The organism is Longimonas haloalkaliphila (genome assembly GCF_055379825.1).
In genome coordinates this window covers 1,614,071-1,634,165 of sequence record NZ_AP043948.1, presented here as the reverse complement: position 1 = coordinate 1,634,165, position 20,095 = coordinate 1,614,071, and the positions used below count along the sequence as shown (strand labels likewise).

14 protein-coding genes are annotated in these 20,095 nt (G+C 60.5%); 5 read left to right on the top strand and 9 right to left on the bottom strand.

Features of this window, described 5'->3' with window-relative positions; translation table 11 throughout:
- Positions 1 to 190: 190 nt before the first annotated feature.
- A complete protein-coding gene (locus ACZ48V_RS06460; protein ID WP_464542719.1) occupies positions 191 to 1,330 on the top strand; it encodes an NHL repeat-containing protein in 1,140 nt (379 codons plus the stop codon).
- Between the two features lie 68 nt (positions 1,331 to 1,398).
- A complete protein-coding gene (locus tag ACZ48V_RS06455) occupies positions 1,399 to 2,520 on the top strand; it encodes an NHL repeat-containing protein (RefSeq protein ID WP_464542717.1) in 1,122 nt (373 codons plus the stop codon).
- 89 nt (positions 2,521 to 2,609) lie between these two features.
- Here ACZ48V_RS06455 and ACZ48V_RS06450 read toward each other — a convergent pair whose 3' ends face one another.
- The 6 genes from ACZ48V_RS06450 to ACZ48V_RS06425 form a co-directional block, all read right to left on the bottom strand.
- Positions 2,610 to 4,193, bottom strand: coding sequence for an amidohydrolase family protein (locus ACZ48V_RS06450; protein ID WP_464542716.1), 1,584 nt, complete (start codon positions 4,191 to 4,193; stop codon positions 2,610 to 2,612).
- 142 nt (positions 4,194 to 4,335) lie between these two features.
- Complete coding sequence (locus ACZ48V_RS06445) at positions 4,336 to 5,676, bottom strand: metal-dependent hydrolase family protein (protein WP_464542714.1); 1,341 nt, start codon at positions 5,674 to 5,676, stop codon at positions 4,336 to 4,338.
- 140 nt (positions 5,677 to 5,816) lie between these two features.
- Positions 5,817 to 6,011, bottom strand: coding sequence for a hypothetical protein (locus ACZ48V_RS06440; RefSeq protein WP_464542712.1), 195 nt, complete (start codon positions 6,009 to 6,011; stop codon positions 5,817 to 5,819).
- A gap of 79 nt (positions 6,012 to 6,090) precedes the next feature.
- On the bottom strand, positions 6,091 to 6,546 hold the full coding sequence (locus ACZ48V_RS06435; protein WP_464542710.1) for a hypothetical protein: 456 nt from the start codon (positions 6,544 to 6,546) through the stop codon (positions 6,091 to 6,093).
- A 226-nt stretch (positions 6,547 to 6,772) separates the two neighbouring features.
- Positions 6,773 to 8,074 (bottom strand): RagB/SusD family nutrient uptake outer membrane protein, encoded by a 1,302-nt coding sequence (locus ACZ48V_RS06430; RefSeq protein ID WP_464542708.1) that lies wholly within the window; start codon positions 8,072 to 8,074, stop codon positions 6,773 to 6,775.
- Between the two features lie 109 nt (positions 8,075 to 8,183).
- Positions 8,184 to 11,420: a SusC/RagA family TonB-linked outer membrane protein gene (locus ACZ48V_RS06425; protein WP_464542706.1), complete on the bottom strand. Its 3,237-nt coding sequence runs from the start codon at positions 11,418 to 11,420 to the stop codon at positions 8,184 to 8,186.
- Positions 11,421 to 11,847: 427 nt separating this feature from the next.
- Between ACZ48V_RS06425 and ACZ48V_RS06420 the strand changes: the two genes are divergently transcribed.
- The gene (locus tag ACZ48V_RS06420; RefSeq protein WP_464542704.1) at positions 11,848 to 12,000 is read left to right on the top strand and encodes a hypothetical protein; all 153 of its coding nucleotides are present in this window, start codon (positions 11,848 to 11,850) and stop codon (positions 11,998 to 12,000) included.
- Between the two features lie 275 nt (positions 12,001 to 12,275).
- Here the strand turns inward: ACZ48V_RS06420 and ACZ48V_RS06415 are convergent, their stop codons facing one another.
- Together ACZ48V_RS06415 and ACZ48V_RS06410 are read right to left on the bottom strand one after the other, a co-directional pair.
- A complete protein-coding gene (locus ACZ48V_RS06415; protein ID WP_464542702.1) occupies positions 12,276 to 13,577 on the bottom strand; it encodes an ABC transporter permease in 1,302 nt (433 codons plus the stop codon).
- A 66-nt stretch (positions 13,578 to 13,643) separates the two neighbouring features.
- On the bottom strand, positions 13,644 to 14,582 hold the full coding sequence (locus ACZ48V_RS06410; protein WP_464542700.1) for an ABC transporter ATP-binding protein: 939 nt from the start codon (positions 14,580 to 14,582) through the stop codon (positions 13,644 to 13,646).
- A 313-nt stretch (positions 14,583 to 14,895) separates the two neighbouring features.
- Between ACZ48V_RS06410 and ACZ48V_RS06405 the strand changes: the two genes are divergently transcribed.
- Positions 14,896 to 15,690 carry a hypothetical protein gene (locus tag ACZ48V_RS06405; RefSeq protein ID WP_464542699.1) on the top strand — a complete coding sequence of 265 codons (795 nt, stop codon included), beginning with the start codon at positions 14,896 to 14,898 and terminating at the stop codon, positions 15,688 to 15,690.
- Between the two features lie 130 nt (positions 15,691 to 15,820).
- On the opposite strand, the gene ACZ48V_RS06400 is transcribed toward ACZ48V_RS06405, so the two are convergent.
- A complete protein-coding gene (locus tag ACZ48V_RS06400; RefSeq protein WP_464542697.1) occupies positions 15,821 to 18,424 on the bottom strand; it encodes a M14 family zinc carboxypeptidase in 2,604 nt (867 codons plus the stop codon).
- Positions 18,425 to 18,664: 240 nt separating this feature from the next.
- Between ACZ48V_RS06400 and ACZ48V_RS06395 the strand changes: the two genes are divergently transcribed.
- Positions 18,665 to 19,984, top strand: a complete 1,320-nt coding sequence (locus ACZ48V_RS06395) for an Nramp family divalent metal transporter (RefSeq protein WP_464542695.1) — start codon at positions 18,665 to 18,667, stop codon at positions 19,982 to 19,984.
- The last annotated feature ends 111 nt before the right edge of the window (positions 19,985 to 20,095 follow it).

The window sequence follows — 20,095 nt, the reverse complement described above, 5'->3', positions numbered from 1 at the left end:
ATATACAGATAAACACGTACAGACGCTAACGCGGTGCCCGCTCCCACTTTCGGGGTGGGCGTTCGCTGTTTGCCCTGGCGACGCGTACGATCCAGCGTCATTGCTTTCCGGTTTCTATGCAGGTTCTTGCATTTGCGCCGGCCTTCACGCATATTGCATCTGCGTGTCTCTATCAAACAACACTTATCTGATGCAACTACGTTTTACGCTCCTGTGTGCAACGCTTCTTCTCTTTCTTAGCGCCTGCGAACCAAACTCCGAACCCGCGGACGCCCCCGATCGCCCGGCTCCAACAGCCGCCACCATCGACCTTGAGCTTGGCGCGATGGATGGAGACGATCCGTATCTCTTTGGACGGCTTGGCGGCGTAACGGCCAACGCGGAGGGAGGCATCTTCATTGCCGATCTCCAGGCCGATGTTGTCCGCGCTTATGACGCCGAAGGCCAATACCTGTTCGACGTGGCCACTGCTGGAGAAGGCCCCGGCGAAGTCGACAATCCGTGTTGTCTCGCTATCGGCCCCGAAGGCCACCTGTGGATTCGAGACGACCAGAACCGCCGCTACAGTCAGTACAGCGTAACCGATGAAGGGGCCTCACAGATCGCGTCCGTTCAGATGGGACACCAGATGTTCGGCTTGCAAGCGCCCACCACGTTCGATGCGGACGGGAACGTTATTGACGTAGGTACGCAGACGCCCGATAGCGGACGTTCGTCCACACCCGCTCGATTTCATCAGCGTTCAGACGGCGAGACGGTACGCACCGTTTCTATTCCACAGCCTCCTTCCGAGCGCTTAAGTGTCTACGAAGCCGAGATACGGGGCGGCGTGGCGCGCTATCCCCTCCCCAGCGGTGTACAATCCTTCAACGCCCATGCCCCCAATGGCGATTTCGCGTTTGCCGTCAGCGACCGGTACGAGATCGTTTGGGCAGATGCCGCGGGCGACACGCTCCACGTGCTTAGCCGCACACCAGCACCTATAGAGCGATCGGAAGAGGATGAAGAGCGGATTCGTGAGACGCTTGAGATGCTTACCGAACGGTTTGACGCTTCGCCGCACGAGCTGGAGCAGCTTCTTCCCGATCAGAAGCCCCCGCTCGAAAGCATCTTCTTTGATAGTCAGAGCCGCCTGTGGGTGCAGCGCGCCGTACCTGAAGATGCCCCCAACGAGGCGGATATCTACGACCGCACGGGCACACTCGTTGAGGTCGTGCAGTGGCCAAACGACGTGATGCTCACACGCGGCCACATCACCGAAGACGCCATCTATGGGTTCCGTTACAGCCAGGCCATAGGCGTGCCACAGGTCGTTCGGCTCCGCTACTAACGCCTGCACGGAACCGGTTCATATCCCACATCACGTACCCAGAACACGCCATGCCTAAAAGCCAACTTGTGCCTCTTTCAACCCTGCTCTTCCTGGTGCTGGTATTTGCAGGGGGATGCGGAACGGATTCAGCACGCAACGCTGAAGGAGATATCCGCCCCGAACCGGTAGCCGTAACGCCTGATCTCGCCCTGGGCGTGATGGACGGCGATGCGCCGTACATGTTTGGACGCATTGGCGGAGTCGTCGCTGACGCGTCTGGACGCATCATCGTCGCTGACACACAAGGCGACGTGGTTCGCGCCTACGATGCCGCTGGAACGTATCTCTTCGACGTTGCCACAGGCGGCGAGGGCCCCGGCGAAGTCAGCAGTCCCTGCTGCCCGGCCATCGGCCCCGACGGGCACCTGTGGGTTCGTGACGACGGCAACCGGCGCTACACGCGCTATCGACTCGGCGCAGAAGGTGCATCGCCCGACGGACAGGTCAGTATGGAGCATTTCGCGTTTGGGCGTTGGGCGGCTACGACATTCGATGACGCAGGGCACCTGATCGATGTGGGGACAGCACGCGGCGAAGAAGGATTCAACCCGGTGCGCATGCATCGCAGCCTCGACAACGAGACCGTGCACGAGCAACCGATGCCCGCAGCGCCCGATGGACGCATTCCAAGCCACGAGGTTAGCATCGAAGGCGGCATGGCCTTCATCCCGCAGCCGCACGGTCCACGCCAGGTAGATGCTCACGCCCCAAACGGCGACTGGGCCTATACCATTACTGATCAGTACGAGGTGGTCCGCTTCAACGCAGATGGCGACACGCTGCATGTGCTCAGCCGCAGCGTAGACGGCCCCGCGCTCACCGACGACGAGCACCAGTCGGCCGAGGCTCAGCTGCGCCGGCAGACCGACCGGTTTGGCACCCAACCAGACGCTCTCTCGTTCGACATTCCGGCGCGCAAGCCGCCCCTGCAACGGGTATTCTTCGATGCCGACAGCCGCCTCTGGGTGCAACGCACGACCGAAGCGGGCGCCCCCAACGAAGCCGATGTCTACGATACAGATGGAACTTTGGTGCAGGTGGTACAGTGGCCCCGCGAGATCAATCTGCATATGGGACAGATCACCGATGAAGACCTGTACGGAATCGCCAGCGGTGACGCCCCTCAGGTGGTGCGCCTGCACTGGTAATGCAGGGGCTACCCGAAGGATGGATGACAGATGCGAATGCAGGCGTGCACCGTGACTGTACTCTCGGCTTGTACGCTACAACTACACTGCTACTCCGCTTCCGCTTTGGCGGCCTCGACAATAGCGCGGACATCCGCACGCAGGCGTTCGGCGTTGTAGATAATGCCGTCTTTCACGGTGTAGGACACACCGCCGATGCGCTCTACAGCGTCCGTCTCGTCGGTCAGGTACAGCGCTCCGGTGCCGTAGAGCACCTTCAGGTTGTGCAGCGGATTCTCATCAACAACCAGGAGGTCGGCTTTTTTGCCCACTTCTACGCTGCCGATGTTGGCCTCCATTCCGAGGGCCTCGGCCCCACTCAAGGTGGCAGCAGTAATCACTTCAAGCGGGTGGAAGCCCGCTTCTTGCAGAAGCTCCAGTTCGCGGATGAATCCAAACCCGTAGACCTGGTAGATGTAGCCGCTGTCGCTACCGGTGGTTACGCGCCCGCCCCGGTTCTTGTATTCGTTCAGGAAGGTCATCCACCGGTCGTAGTTTCGTTTCCATTCGATCTCGTCGGTGGTGGTCCAGTCGAAGAAGTAGGAGCCGTGGTCGACGCGACTCGGCGTAAAAAACTCCTGCAGCGACGGCAGGGTGTACGCCTCGTGCCAGTCGGCATTGCGGGCACGCATCAGGTCGCGGCTGGCCTCGTAGATGTTGAGGGTGGGATTGAGGGTGAAGTCGAGCGCGATCAGCGAATCCATGACCGCGTTCCAGCGGTCGCTGCCCGGGTCGGCGGCCTGCTTCCAAAGGCGCCCGGCTTCACGGAAGCGATCCATTTCGTTGTTGTAGTTGTAGTCGGTCGGGTAGTCTTGCACCGTGCGATCCGTGAAGAGCGCCTCGGGTAGGCCGTACCAGTGCTCCATAGTGGTGAGCCCCCAGGTGGCAGACTGTAGCGCATCGACGCGGGTCACGTTAAGTTGGGCATGGTGCATGGCCGTACCCAGGTCTTGCTGGCGCGCTTCGTCGAGCGCGGCCTCCATAATGCTCGGGCGTGCCCCGAAGAACTTGATACCTTCCGCTCCTCGTTCAGCAACGTCTTGTACCCAGGCACGTGCCTGCTCGGGAGTCGAAATGGGTCCGTCGTGGCCCTGTCCGAAGCCAACGTAGGTTACCAGGCGCGGGGCAACGATTTCGTTGGATGCGCTGCGTTCACGATGGGCAAACGTCCAGTCTATCCCGTTGAAGCTGCCCGGTTCGCGCACGGTCGTTACACCGTGGCCCATCCAGAGCTTGAGCACGTATTCGGCCGGAGTGCCCTGCGCAGTGCCCCCAAGGTGGGCGTGCATATCCACAAAGCCCGGCAGCACGTAGTGCCCGCCGAGATCAATCTCGTGGTCGCCGCCATCCGGACGCTCGTCCTCATCGATGGGCACGCCCGGGTAGCCCACACTCACGATGTCGGTGATGCGATCGTTTTCAATCACGATGTCGACCGGCCCCACGGGCGGCGCGCCGGTGCCGTCGATGAGAGTAGCCCCGCGTAGCACCAGCCGCTCGTAGGGGCCCTCGCCCTCGTCGGTACGGTCGGGCGCTTCAGGGGGTGTCTGCTGCGCCGCAAGCGGTACTGACAACAGCACGGAAAGGAGCAGACAGCCAAAAAGAGAAATGACACTTTGGTACGGAGCACGCATAGGAGTTCGAGACAGATGTGGGGAAGACAGAACACGGTCGCATCCTTCTATACCAAAACGACATAGAGGCAGCCCCGCGTGGTGGCGAGCTGCCTCTATGATACGGATTTAAGGACGCAGGAGCAACCGGCGGGCGAGGCTCTTAGCGAGACACGTATGGCTGTGGGGTGGGGGCTCCGTCTTGCTTATAGATGGTGCCCTCTTTCATAACGAACTGGACGTCGTGGAGCGTGCTGATATCGCTCAGCGGATCGCCCTGCACGGCAATGAGGTCGGCGTGCTTTCCTGGTTCGAGGGTGCCTAAGTGGTCAAGCTGGTCGAGCAGGTCGGCGGCGCTATAGGTGGCAGCGTAGAGCGCCTCGGCGGGTGGCATGCCGGCCTCGACCATGTACTCGAACTCGGCAGCATTGCGTCCGTGGCGGAAGACGCCGGCGTCGGTGCCAAAGGCGATGGGCACGCCGCGCTCATAGGCCCGGGCGAACATCTCTTGGATAACCGGGCCCACTTCAATGGCTTTTTCGGTCACTTCGGGGGCGTAGTAGCCCTCGATACGCGCCGAGTCGGCTACGCTCTTGCCGGCGGTGATGGTGGGCACCAGGTAGACCCCGTTGTCGATCATCATCTGCATGGTCTCGTCGCTCATGTAGGTGCCGTGCTCCAGCGAGCGCACGCCTGCCCGGATAGCCCGCTGCATGCCTTCATCGCCATGGGCGTGGGCGGTGACCTTGAGCCCGTGGTCGGCGGCGGTTTCGACGATGGAGCGCACCTCGGCCTCTTTGAAGTGCGGGCGTGTGCCATCGGCGTTGAGCGAGAGCACGCCGCCGGTGGCTGTGATCTTGATCTGGTCAGCGCCCCGCTTGATGGCCAGGCGCGTGGCTTCGGCAGCTGCGTCGACTCCGTTCGCTACGCCGTGCTCAACATCGCCCAGCCCCACGATGTCTTCGCGATAGCCCGTGGTGGGGTCGGCGTGTCCGCCCGTGACGGCGAGCGACTGCCCGGCCACGAACATACGCGGCCCTGCAATATTGCCCCGGTTGATGCCGTCGCGCAGGGCCAGGTCGATGCCCTCGCGCCCGCCAATGTCGCGCACCGTGGTGAAGCCCGACATAAGCGTAGTGCGTGCGTACTGAGCGGACTTAAGTACGCGGTTGGTGGGAGAGAGCCGGAAGGGTTCGATGTAGCCGCCCTGCTCGAATTCGTTGGAGAGATGCGTATGCATGTCGATGAGCCCGGGCAGGCAGTACTGATCGGTCAGGTCTACGACGGTGTCGGCATCGCCGCCTGTCGTGTAGCCTTCCTGGCGCTCGACGATGCGCCCGTCTTGGACCACGAGCGTCTGCTCTGGAACCGGTTCCAGGCTTACCCCTGGGTCAAGGAGCGTGCCGCACTGTACGTAGGTTTGCTGGGCTGAGGCGGATGCAAACACTCCCCCAACCAGTGCAAAAGCGATAGCAATAAGAATGGTACGCGAAAAGGTATACATGCAGGGTTATACTGGGTGTGAATCGGGATGGACGAGTTACTCTCTGTGCACACGTTGTAGTGCACGTTGTAGTGCACACGTTGTACTCTCTGTGCACATTATGCTCAGTAGGATGCGAGGCATCTGTGCGTAGCGGCACACTATGCGGTTCGCAGTGCATATGCTGAGGTTGATACATCTGGTACGTGGGGGGCAGGCTGCATGATGCGATGCGCCCGATTTTCGCCGTCATCGTCTTCGCCTCCTCCGTTTCCAGGGCCAACAAGTCCGCACCCGGTGAGAGCCAGCATGCCGGCGAGAGCGAGGATTGCGATACACTGTGGGATGTTCTTCATGGCGTGTGGCAATTTATGTGATGCGAGGATGCGTTGGCATGGCCACGACCGGCTGCCTGGTTGACGTCACCTGATTGCTTCAGAGGCGCCCGTCATTGGGGGGCGTACTGCCCTGGTAGATGTAGACGAACTGAACAAGCGAGTCGGTATCGGTTGCCGTGCGCGTGAAGCGGCGATCTCCATCGATAGATCCATCGACCTGTATGCCTTCGAGGCTTGTGGTATCGGTTGTGGTGTACACCTGGGCCAGGAAGCGCTGCGGACGTGTAATATCGTAGGTTGCCTCAAACGGTACGTCAACAGTAAGCGTGTCGCCCTCGATCACCTGCACGTCGAGCGTCCGCCCGAAGTCAGCGGTCTGGTCTTGAGCGAGAAACACGGTAGACACGACGAGCTGCACCTCATCAGCTCCTGCGCCATCGATCACGACGCGCGCCGTGCTGGGGGCCGGATCGGACACCAGCCCGCATCCTGCCACCAGACCTATGCCCAGACTTATGACCAACAGCACGGTCGCAGCGCGGAGTGGTGACATAGTAAGCGTGGGGCATTGGGCAGGATGCGAGCGCAGAGCGCGGTGTGTGTTCTATTAGAGCCTGTTTGGGTGTTGGTTTGCAGGCGAGAGCGAGCAGCAATGCGGCGAAAATTGGACCTCGATGGGGGTTCGTAGCCGGGGTTACGGGCCGATATCGGGGGCAATTTGCAGCCCATTGAAGCCGCTCGCAGCCCAAATTAAGAAATCAAAACAGGCTCTTACTCTCTTACTGACCGAGGTTCGGATTCGCTCGAATCTCGGTGATCGTGATGGGCAGGAAGGTGCCCGGTGTGTTCGCACTCCAGTTTGGCGACGGATCGTCGAAGCGGTAGTGGTCTGCCAGGCGGCGCCCCTGCAGGTAGAGATTAACCTTGCGGCTGTGCTTGAGCAGATCAAACGCATCGACCTGGTCGTCGTACGGCGTAAGTCCATCAAGAGCTCGGAGCTTGTTGATCTCTTCCGTGTAATCGAGCGTCGGGTTGCCCGCAAGCGCCGCTTCGGCAAGAATCAGATGCATCTCACGAGCCGAGACCACCGGGATGTCTGCAAACTGATCCTGCGCGATGAACTCGGTGATGGCCTCTTCGAGAACCGGGTCTACGACGTCGTCGATCGGATCACGCAGCGACACCGCGCTGAACGTTCCGTCAGGCTCCGGTTCAATGTAAGTCTCTCCGAACCCAAGCTCGGCGCGCTGATTTACCTGTAGCGCCATGCTAAGATCGCCGACAACCAGACCCGGAAGTGATCCATCCATCTCCATAGCGAAGACGTAGCTGGCATCCATCATGTCGAGCGCAGCGATGGCATCTTGTACGGCGCCGGTCTCATTGATGAGATTATCCTGCGGCGCCCCTGAAACGGGATTCACAGTCTGCCACACGGCCTTGCTATACTGGATGCGAGCGCGCATGCCGGTTAGAGCCGTTTCGAGGGAGGGGCGCAGCTCCAGATCCAATGCAGCATCTACGTAACCGAGCGCCGTATCGTACAGACTGCTCATGTTATCGGGGCCCACCGGAGGCGCCCCTTCGCGGCGATCGGAGTCGATTGCGAAGTCGTCGAACATGTCGGCGATGCCAGTATAGATGACGGCCCCGTAAAGATAGACGCGTGCCAGCGTATTCTCATCATTGAGCAGCCCTTCTTCGCGAAAGCCTTCGATGCGACGTATGTACTCGTCGGCTGTCCACCGCGCTTCGCCTACGAACGGGAAGGCTGCATCGGTGAACTCGTTATTGGGATTTTCGAGACGGCCGATATCGAGCTCGTCCCATGCGTCACGCGAACCGATCCAGGTCAGTTCGTCGGTGCCAGCCGAGTAGGGCGCCAGAATGGCCCCGAGAGCGCGCGTAACAGTTGCTTCTGCGCCATTGGCCATGGCAGGAGCTGCTGCCGGGTTGTCAAGCTCGTCTTCAATGAGGTTGTTGGGGTTGCTTACGTCCAGCAGGTCGCACCCCGACACAATGATCAGCGTAGCGATGAACAGCGCAGCGGCAGCCTGTGGGAGTCGGATTGATCGTAGCATGTTGTACATAAGGAGGCAGTAAGTTCAGCGGCAGATATCGGTAGGTCGCAGCACCCGTCCGGGGCTTTCTTGCCCCGGACCGATGGTAGAGCGGCACGATGGCGTATCTTTAGAATCCGAGCCGGACGCGGAAGGACACGCGGCGAGGTACGGGGAAACCGAATGCCTCTACGCCGTCAAGGAAGTTGTTTTCGAGGCTGTTCCCTCCGCCCCGACCAATGGCGTTCAGCTCCGGATCTACCCCGCTGTAAGCGGTCCAGAGCGCCAGGTTACGCCCCGCAAGGCTGAGCGTGAGGTTGCGTCCGCCGAAGCTTTCCACGAAGCGTGCCGGTACGCTGTACGTGAGGCTCACCTCGCGCCAGCGCAGGAAGTCGGCCGACTCGATGGCGTTGAGTCCGACAAACGGAGAGAGCGCCAGCGTTTCGTTGATCCACTCATCGAGCGCTTCGAGACGGACTTCCGGATCGTTCAACGGGTTGCCGTTACTGTCGACGCCGCCGGTCATGTAATCGCGCTCGATGCGCGCTGCATCAGGCAGGTTGCGCCCGATGGAAGCATTCGCCTGCCGGAATCCTCCCGTCAGGTTGTTCACGAAAAAGTTGCCGAATTTATATTCGAAGAGCGTCGACAGCGTGAAGTTACCGTAGCTCACGTCGCCGCCAAAGGCTCCCTGCCAGTCTGGAGTGGGCTTACCCAAGTTGAAGTCAGCGGGGTCGCCGGTTGGACTGTTCGCATTGGTCGCGATGAGGACCTGGGCAAGGCTGTTAGGAAGCGACGCTGATGAAGGATCGAGTCCTGCCAGGTAAGCCAGCAGCTCGTCGCGTGTGTTCGGTCCGCCGCTGCCGATGAGATCCACCGGCAGGCTCCCCTCCGGCACATCCTGCAGGCGGACGCCGAAGTGCGTGCCTGGCGCGTATCCCTCAACGAGGAAGTTGCGGTACCGTGGGTAGCTCCCGCCCACTTTGATGGGCGGCGCACCCCCAAGGTCGCTGACCTGCTCCCACAGGTACGAGGCGTTTGCGAAGAGATTGACGGATACGTCGCGCCGGTCGAGCACGAGTGCCTGTGTCGACACCTCTACGCCCTGTGCCTTGAGTTCGCCAATGTTTACAACCTGTGGCGCGTTAAATCCTCCTGTAACAGGAAATTGCTGTGCGACCAGTGCATCTGAAACGGTGCGGTTCCAGTAGGTGGCCTCAATTCCGACGCGGTCATCGACCAGGCCAAACTCGCCGCCGACCTCCCATTCGGTAGAGCGCTCGGGCTCCAGATTGGGATTACCGAGATTACTCGGTACAATCCCCGCCCCGCTGATCGACGAAAGCGACCCAAACGTGGTAAGTGCATCAAACGCCCCCGGCTGAAGGCCGGACTGTCCGATAGCGGCGCGCAGGCGGCCCGACGAGAGCGGTCCTACGTCGCCCGACCAGAATGGGGCGTCCGAGAAGCTGAAAGCGAGGGAGGCTTTCGGATAGAGCACGCCGCTGAAGTCCGTTCCGAAGGCGCTGTTTGCATCGTAGCGAGCGCCCAGCGTTAGGAACAGGTAATCGTTGTACCCGATCTGCTCTTGTGCAAAGACCCCGAGGTTAACTACTTCGCTGAAGCTCTCGATGAGCGCCTGATTCGCCGCTGCCGAGGTTACTTCGAATCCAGGTCCGGGGAAGTTCAGCCCCTGCCCAGATTCCAGCGAGTTACGCGTTATGAACCCCTGCGAGCCAACGGTAAGATCCGACTCGAACAGCGGGCCGAACTGAGACGCGAGCGTGCCCTTTACGTCGAACGTAAGCTCCAGGTTATTCTGCGTGGCGAACTGCTGTCGACCTCTCGGGGTGTCGGAGGCGAAGTTGTCGATATTCCATCCAAAGGGACGAAATTCGCGGCTTGACGTGTTCGTGTAGTCCAGGCCGAAGACCGCATCGAGCACCAGATTGTCGATGGGCGTGTAGTCAACGCCGAGCGACCCGTTGAAGCGGCGTGCTTGCTGCGTGGTCTCTTGCTGCACGGACTCCGCAACCGAGGCAAATGCTATCGTACCCGTGCGATTGTTTTCTTGCACCAACTCGGGTTTGCTAAACTGTGCAAGCGAGATCGTACCGTAGATGTTGTTGTTGGTCTGCAGCGTCTCGAAATCCATATCCGAGTAGCCGGTGGATACGCGAATGCGCAGATCTTCGGAGGGCAGAATCTGGATGTTCGCTGTACCCTGTGCGCGACGCACGGCATCGTTTGCACGCGTCGTTGTACCAGCAGGCATGATGCTCGGATCACCCTGGAAGGGCCCGTCCTCACTCAGGAAGCGTCCGCTCACGAAGTAGGTTACGCTTCCGAGTCCTGTTTCGCCCCCGCCGCTCACGCCGCCTGAGTATTCCTGCGCGAAGCCGGTGCCGACCAGGTCGTTCGGAAAGTTCTCGCCCACAAGCTCGTAGCGCTGAAACGCGTTCTCATTGCCCCGTAAGATGCGTCCCATGCGCTGCGCCTGCTCATCGCTGCGAGCAAATCCTACCTGATCGGGATAGGCGTTCGGGAAACGAATCGCCGTTACCTCGCTGGTAAAAGTGAACTGAGGCGCTCCGGGCGCTCCCTGCTTCGTAAAGATCTGGATGACCCCATTCGAGGCTTCTGTGCCGAAAAGCGTTGCAGCCGCTGCGCCTTTGAGCACCTCCACGCGCTCGATCATCCACGGGTTGATGTCGTCGAGGCGCGAGGGCGAGCCACCGCCGCCTACAAAGCCCCCGCCAAAGCCACCGCCGCTGTTAGCACGCACGCCGTCGATGTATACGATGGGCTCGTTACTCTGCGATAGACTGGCCGACCCTCGAATGCGAATGCGCGTACCGTCGCCGGTCAGTCCGCTTGACGGCAACCCTACCATGCCTGGCTCACGCCCCTGGATCAGATCCGAGAAGCTCTGGATGGGGGCGTTTTCAAGCGAGGCGGTGTTGATCGTAGAAATCGAGTTTCCGAGTCGTCGCTTTTCGACTGGTCCGCCAGTGCCGGTTACCACCACCTGATCAAGGTTGATTGAGCTCTGGCGGAGCTCAAAGTTGGCGACGGCTGTTTCCCCCGGCTCAACGGTAACCTCTTGAGAGGCCGATCGGAACCCGACAAAGCGAGCTTCAATCGTGTAGGTGCCCGCGGGCACCTCGCCGATCTGATACGCTCCGTCTCCGTCTGTAATAGCTCCAAGGCTTAACTCGGACAAGAGCACTTGCACACCGGGTAGCGGCTCCTCTGCTACGCCGTCAAGCACGATGCCTTCAATAGCACCGCGCTCCTGCGCTGATGCGGAGAGGCCTCCTGTAAAGATGAGTAGGATAGCGATCGTATACGGTATCACTCGCGTCATGAGAGTCGCTCTGGGTCACATGGTGAATAAACGAAGACAAGGCGACAACCTGGGCAGGAAACGGCATCGTTCGCTTGCCTGGCTGTGCCGCCGAACACCTTAAGGTTCGACGCTGCTTCTACCGGGGTGGGGAGCGCGTCGCTTCACTACTTCACTGCATAGCACAATGCATGACATTGGATGTCAGATACAGAAAATTGTAACCACTACCTGAGCAGTGCACAACTTTGCATATGCAGTGAATTTGGTGTCTATGTTTCGCTATCTAACTGTTAAAAATGAAGCAATCAACCTTAAATGTAACGGAAATGAAACGAAGCGCTTCCGAAATATAAAATAGAATGTCAAACACGGTTTTCCTTCATTGTGTGTGTACTATACGTATGTATAATCGCACACATAAACGATGAACTGCCTTTCTGGTGGCATGAGCTGCCTGTTCGCCACCACGAGAGCCCAGTTCTACATTCTCAACTTTCTTGATGTAGCCAACGACTCGGGGCCGCGCACGGCTGCCTGGGTCTCGCAGACGCTCTCTCCCCGACTGGTTGTCATGTTGAACGCTCTGCTCGCAGGCTAAGTATGGCCAAAAGAGAATCTTTGAGTGTGTCATTGCGAGGAGCGCCAGCGACTCACGACCGCAGGGCGCTGACGAACAAATCAGACAGGCATGCGGCGATCACAGACGTGATTCTGCGACTGCGCGATGTACGCCCGACGCGCACCGGCGTGCACCTGCAGCGGCCATCTATCAGGACATGCGGCGCATCCGGAAGCCCGTGACGGACCTCCGCCCCCACCTCCTACGTGCGCATCCCTCCAGAGCACCTTTTTCTAAAAACGGCGCGGTGCCTGCTACGGACGATAAGTGATCCACCGAAGGAGTTCGCGCAGGCTGGGCGGCTTACCGTACATGAAGATACCGACGCGGTAGATGCGACTTGCAATCCAGATGGTGGCGACGAACGAGAGCGCTACCAGGCTCCACGATGCGATGAGTTCCCACGTGGCAACGTCGGTGAGCGCGGCGCGCAGCACCATCAGGATCGGGGCGAAGAGCGGGATGAAGGAGAGTACGGTTGAGAGCGTGCCGTTGGGGTCTTCGATCACGACGCCGAGCACGAGCAGCGGGATGAGCAGCGGGATGAAGACCGGGTACATCAGGCTCTGTGCATCTTGCACGCGCTCGACGGCCGACCCGACCGCGGCAAAAAGGCTCGCGTAGAGCAGATACCCACCCAGAAAGAAGAGGAGCGTCCAGAAGAGCAGCGAGAGCGGAAGCGACGGAATGGTAATACCGGCTGCTTCGAGCACGGCTTCTTGCGATGCATCGGGAGCGATGTTGTAGGATGCAGGATCAATAAACAGCATGAGCACCGGTCCGGCTGCTGCCAGCGCGCCCGCTACGAGCACGCCCCAGGTTATCATCTGCACGAGTCCCATAGCGCCGATGCCCAGCACCTTGCCCATGAGCAGCTGAAACGGGCGCACCGACGACACGACGATCTCTACCACGCGCGAGCTCTTCTCCTCGATTACGCCCTGCATCACGTACTGCCCGTAGATGAACACGGCGAAGTAGATCGTGAATGCCAGCACGTAGCCGATGAGCGAATAGACGAAGGTCTGGTCGGCCTGGTCGCCGGCTTCGGTGAGGCGTCGCATCTCGACCGAGGTCGACGACGCCAGAATCGATTCGATAGCTGCGGGCACTTCTTCCGCAGCAAGACGCTGGTCCTGTACCGTCTGGTTCACGAGCGACTGCATGCGGGCCTGTGTGGTAACGCCTCCGCCTTCAGCGCGGTAGAACACGGCCTGCCCTTCGCCCTGAAGCAGCGTTTCGGGCAGCACCAGATAGCCGCTGTACACGCCGGCCTGCACCGAGTCGGCCAGTGCTTCGCTCGGGGCGGTGGCCTCTACGAACCGAAAGCGCTCGCCACCGCGCGCCTGCAGCGACGGCAGCAGCCGGTTGCTCTCGTCAACGACCGCGATAGGCTCGTCGTCGTTTCCATCGAGTGCCATAAAGGTGAACACGGCCGGCAGCGCAAACAGGGCCACCATGCCCACCGGCGCCAGCAGTGTGGCCAGGATGAACGCTTTCGAGCGCACACGGCGCAGAAACTCGCTCTTGAAGATGATCCAGATGGGGTGGTGCATGGGCAATATGGTTGCTCTAAAGGGAATGGCAGGGGGATGCGGGGCGCGTGCGCCAGGCTACCGGTCTTACGCCGCTACAGATGCGTGTTCTTCTGACTGTGTACGGCCTACAACGTCCACAAAGATCTCGCTGAGCGGGGGCTCCACGCGCTCGAAGTGATGCAACTCGTCGACAGCTTCGAGCGTCGCGTTCAGCACAGCGCGTGGCGAGGTGCCGTTGAGCAGCCGCATCTCGGCCCGATGCGTGCTTCGCGTATGGATGCGAACAGCCCCTGCAGCTTCCAACTGGTCCAGGAACGCATCGTCGCCCTCAAATCCGACAATGATCGTGTTCTTTCCAAACTGCTGTTTGATTTCGCGCAAGGCGCCCTGCAAGACAACCTGCCCCTTAGCCACAAGGCAGATGTCGTCGCAGAGCTGCTCGACCTGTTCCATGCGATGAGAGGCGAAGAGAATCGTGCGGTCGTCGCGCCGCAGCTCCAGAATGATATCGCGAAGCAAGTCAGAATTGATCGGGTCGAGTCCGCTAAACGGCTCATCGAAGATAAGCAGCGACGGGTCGTGCAAAAGCGTTGCGATGAACTGGACCTTCTGCTGCATCCCTTTCGAGAGCTCGTCGGTCTTCATGTTGCCCCAGTCGGCGGCTTCGAAGCGCTCAAGCCAGTGCTGCGTGCGCGCCTCGGCTTCTTTCTGCCGCATTCCCTTAAGCTGCCCCAGATACACCAGCTGCTCACGCACGCGCAGGTCTTTGTAGAGTCCGCGCTCCTCTGGCAGGTAGCCCAGCCGCCGCTGGCTCCATGGCCCCACGGTGCGTCCGTCGTACGTAACCGCCCCTGCATCCGGGATCGTCATGTTCGTAATCATGCGAATGGTGGACGTCTTGCCGGCCCCGTTTGGCCCCAGTACGCCCAGAATACGGCCCGGCTTGGCCGTAAACGACACGTCGTTGACGGCTTTGGTATCGCCGTATGTTTTGTGTACGTGGTCAACGATGAGCGTAGCCATATTTGAGGGTTGATAACTTCGGGTTGTCAGCGATTATTTGTATGCGTGGCAGATGCACAAACAGGTGCCTATCTCGTTGCAGCGGAAACAGCAATGGTGCGCGCCGGCACAGTCACGAGCCGCTCCCCTTACATGTTACGGCTCTCCCGTATAAATCTGCTAAACGGTCGGTTTATTGCGCTCAACGGTAGCTTTTTTCGCTCCATGTCCACTTCCCCCTTTGCGCTTCGTTAGCGACGCTCAGAGGAACCGCCCTCTTTCTATGAGCATTTTACAAAGACGGTGGTTTACGTACTGCTCTTACCCGATGACTATGGACCACAACACAGCGCCTCTTTCGATGCCGGGCCTGGCGGCTTGGGCCTGCTCTGTCGCGCTGTGCATAGCGCTGTGGGGATGCGGGTCGATGTTCTCGATGACGACAGACGACATTGCCCGCGGCTATCTTCCGGATGTCCGCTACGTACATCACCCCGACTCGCTGGTTAACCTTCGCCTGGACCCCACCCCGGACTCCGTAGGGGTGACACTTGACCAGCAGTTGGCACAGATGACAAGGAAGTGGTCCACCGCTCCCAATGTACGCCATCGCGGCCCGGGCTTTTCTGAACGGACGTTTGCCACGCTCATCAGCCGTGAACTTGCGCTGGCGCACACGGCCACGGCGTTCGGCACCGACGACCTGTCGGCTTCCGTAGCGGCCAGCCTGTTCGAGCAGGCCGAAGCGGACTACCAGGAGTTCGTTGTGATCGACTTGCATCTCTTTTCACCGCGCATGATGGACACGAATCCATCGTACTCAAACATCCGGTTTAACCTGGAGGTCGATGACATGCTCTCTGTGGCCCCCGTTGATGTCGTAACGCATGGGCGTCCGCAGCGCTCTACCCTGGAGAACCAGCGAGGTCCGGGAGCAGAGTATCTGTACTACATGCGCTCGTCGCTGGTCTTCCCCCGGCGCGACGAGGACGGTAACGACCGAATCGCCGACGCTGAGTCGGTGCGGCTGTACATCACGATTCTGTCTAACATGGGCGCGCGCAGCTTTTTCGACTGGCGGTTCGACGCATCCGGACCTACGCTGAGCACGAACGCCCCCGAGTCATAACCACCCGGGGGCGCACTGAATCATCTCCACATGCTTTCTGAACTTCCCGTAGGAACTCCCTGCAAGAACTCCCGGCAGTCAGCGCCGGGAGTCTCGTTCTATTTTTCGGATTCGGATCAGGGGATTCGGATCAGGGGGCTTGCGGACCTACGAGCACCGCGTTCAAGAACAAGCGGTTGCCACTGCGAAAGTAGGCCCGATAGTTCAGGTCTTCGGCAAAGGCAATGACGCGCCCGCTGCCGACCCGCTCTTCGTAGGCGTAGACTGCACCCGGAAGGCGATCTTGCGATTCGGCCCACATGTGTCCGCTGTAGTCGAAGTCATCGCCTCCAGCATAACGGACCCCGGCACGCTGCGATGAACGGGGCGTGCCCTCGGGGGGCAGGTAGAGCCGCTCCGAATCCACCAGCGCATGGAAGCCGTCAGGGACGCCCGCTGTGAGCCAGTGGTTGCGGTTGAGATCGGTAGCCACCATGGCGCCGGGCACCGATACGCGCAGGCTGTCGGCGTGGTCTTCATGGTCGTACCACGAACGCAGGTGGATCAGCTCCAGCTCGCGTGCAACCTCAGTGCCTGCTCCGATTGTCACCAGCGTACCACCGTCGCGTACCCAGCGAGCCAGCCGGTCCATTCCTGCATCGCCGGCCTCGCGACGAATCATCGAGGGGCCGTAGGTTTCAGGAAGCACGATCGTGTCGTATTCGCTCAGGTTGGCACTGCTCAGCGAGCGCGTGCGCAGTACGGTGGTGGGCAGCTCATACTGCCAGTCGAGCGTAAACCACGCCCACCCAAACGAATACGGCTGCACGCCCTCCTCAGCCAGCAGCGCTATCGACGGCGCTTGCAGGTAGATGACCTGTCCTGACCCGAGCGAGGGACGCTTGCCCTCGGCCAGTCCGGTACCCACTGCCTGCACCTGCAGGTTGTACTGGTCTGCAACGGACTGCACATCTTCGTGCACGCTCGCATCCGACTGACCGGCGTAGACAATGCCCGTGCCAGCGGCGTAGTTCTGCCCCTGAAGGCGTGTACCTTCTTGCAGCATCGCCACGCGATGGCCCTTCTCGTTCAGGTGCGTCAGCGCCGGAAGGCCAGCCGCCTGCGTGCCGTCGATCAGGTACGCGTAGCTGGCCTCTCCGCCCTCAATGGTAGGTGCGGGAGCCTGCGACTCCGTCACGCGCTCCGTGCTGAGCCCGCTTCCGTCGGAGGTGCTGTAGCCGTCGATCCCGAAGAGCATCGGCAGCGACCACGCCGTGATGTCGTAAAAGCGCGGGTTTTCGGCGCGATCGACCCGCTCGCGGGCTTCCTCAAGGAACCCCTCGGGCACGGGCACGCTGGGCTCCAGGAGCGCACGAATGAACCGGTTGCGCGGCTGGGCGGCTTCGACGACGTACGTGCCCGCCTCAAACGAGCGGCTGCCGACTGACGCCCCGGTGCGGTCTTGTACATTACTCAGGCTGGTGGATGCGGTAAGCCGGTCGACTTCGACGCCATTGCGCTGCAGCAGGTCGGCCACCTCAGCCAGCAGGTGCGGATCCCCATCGCCCGCGGTAAGCAGGTAGCGCTGCGTGCCGGTTTCGCCATCGGCAATCGCATCGCGGTGCGCAGCTACGTAGTCCTGCAGCAGGGCCTCACGCTCGCTGGCCGCGAGTCCGAGTGCGGCGGTGAACGCGGTGTACTGATTCGTAATAGCATCCGCGTAGATGCGGACCGTGCCATCCGGACGCGTGAGGGCGAGGCCGCGGCTGCTGCCTTGCTCGTAGAGCATGCCGACCGCACCCTGGTAGCTCATGTAGGAGGTGGTGTATCCCGGATAGAAGTAGTTGAAGCGCTCGCGCGTCATGTAGTCGGTACCAATCGCGTCGAAGGCTTCGGCGTGGGCTGCACCAAACTCCTCGAACCAGCTGCTGGCGTACTCTGGGAAAAAGGGGCCAACCGGGTCTGTGGGCGGGTCGACGTAAAACTCAACGTTCGACCCCATCTCATGCGCGTCGATGCCCGCCTGTGGACGCCAGTTCTGCAGCACCGGCACGCGCGCCTGCGTCTCGCGATGGGTATGTGCAAACCAGTCGCGGTTGATGTCGAAGTAGTAGTGGCTGGTGCGATACTTCAGCGCCTCCCAGGCCGTGAAGTCATTGGCCCAGTCCTGGTTGTCTGGGTTGGCCTCGCGCCCCATGTTGTCATGGTTATGATAGGCAAACGCGTCGCGTCCGTCCGGATTCAACATCGGATCGATGATAACAACGATGTTTTCCAGGATGGCGCGGGTCTCGGCATCGTCTTGCGTGGCGAGGCGCTCCAGCATCCGAAGCCCGGCCTCCGACCCTGAAAGCTCAAATCCGTGAATGGAGCCGCCATACCAGAACACGGCAGGCTGATCGGCGATGATCGCATCCACTTCGGCATCCGACAGGCCCCGCGGATCCCCCAACTGCTGCGCGTTCGCCTGAACCTCGTCGAGGCGCGCATGGTTTTCGGGCGCGGTCACGATCGCATGCATGAGCGGACGCCCCTGCCACGAGCGGCCGATGTGCTCAACAACGACGCGATCCGATACCTCGGCCACCGCCTCCAGGTACTGCTCCATCTGATAGGCCTGCGTGATGCGCTCGCCAAACGAATGGCCGACAACCGCTTCAAACGATGGCGCATTCTGCGCGTCGGCTATGGATGGTCGGAGCAGTAGCAGAAGCAGGATGCTCGATAGTACGACGGTGTAGTAACGGAGACGCATAGATCAACAACCAGGCTATGGGGAGTACGGTGTGGAGTATGGAAGCGATGCACGCAGGAGACCTGCAGGTGGAAAGCATCGTGTGTATGTATGGTGCCTACGAATAGCATACCGAATGAATATGAGGGGTGCAAGCAGCGCGGCACCTACACGCCATAACCAGTTGGGGAATACGTCACGTTCTTGTATATTGGCGTTACGTCCATTTATGCATTGAGCTATGTATTAAGCCTGCACGCTATGCCAACCGATACGACTCCGCCTCGAACCCGTGCTCTCTTGAATGCGCTGGGCCCCGGCCTGATTATGGCTGGCGCGGCGATTGGCGTGTCGCATCTGGTGCAGTCTACACGCGCAGGGGCAGAATATGGATACGCGGCGGCCGTGCTCATCGTAGCGGCGTGCCTCTTTAAGTATCCGTTTCTGGAGTACGGACCACGGTATGCTGCAGCCACTGGAGAGAGCCTGCTCGATGGCTATCGGCGCCTCGGGCGCTGGGCCACTGCGCTCTTTGCTGTAGTCACAGCCGGCACCATGTTTATTGTCCTCGCCAGCGTAACGGCTGTCACTGCCGGACTCATGGGATGGCTTGTCGGCATCACGCCGGATCTGACGCTGTGGAGCGGGGTCGTGCTTGGGCTCTGTATCTTGGTCTTACTGGTCGGACGCTACCAGGTGCTCGACCGGGCCATCAAGGGGATCATGGCAGTGCTTGCCGTGTCTACGGCCGCCGCTGCCGTAGCTGCACTCGTCGGACCGCCTCCTGAGGCTACTGGCCCCACCGCAGGTCCAGGCGCGCTGCTTACCACCTCCGGCATCGCCTTCTCGCTTGCGCTGATGGGCTGGATGCCCGTCCCGATCGATGTGGCCGCGTGGCACTCGTTCTGGACGCTCGAACGCGCAAAAGAGGTGCAGACGACTCCTCAGCTGCGCGACGTGCAATCCGATTTTGCTATTGGATACGGCCTGTCGCTACTCATGGCATTGGCCTTTCTCGTACTGGGCGCCGGGGTGATGTATGGCACGGGCACACAGTTCGCTACGCAGGCTGTTCCCTTCGCAACGCAGGTCGTCGATCTCTACAGCAGCACGCTTGGTCTAGGCATCGGCACGCTGGTTGGCGTTGCAGCGCTTACGACCATGCTAAGTACCACGCTCGCCGTAACCGATGCCTATACGCGGCTGGTTGCCTGGTACATGGCCTTCTGGGGAGGCACGCTTAGCAGCGATGCCCCCGACATCGCGACTACGACCGCTACCGAGGCTGTCGCCGGTGATGACGCGCCCACCTCGCAGCGCCACTACTGGATTGCCCTGCTCGTAACGCCGCTGGGCGCCTGGATTATTCTTGCACTCCTGGTGCAAAACCTGACAACACTGGTCGACGTGGCTACCACACTGGCGTTTCTGTCGGCTCCGGTACTCGGCTACATGAACTACAAACTGGTGTGCGGCGATCACATGCCCGAACACGCCCGTCCCTCTACCAGCATGCGCGTGCTCTCGTGGGCCGGCCTCGTGTTTCTGGTCGGGTTCTGCGTGGCGTACGTGGTGGTGTAGTGGGGGCGTGCACTCCATGCGCAGATTGCGCGCCACTGCGAACGAGGCTGGTGCAGTTAGCCTGATCCCGGAAAAGCCTTTTTTGCTCATCCGGATGGATGATCAGATGCA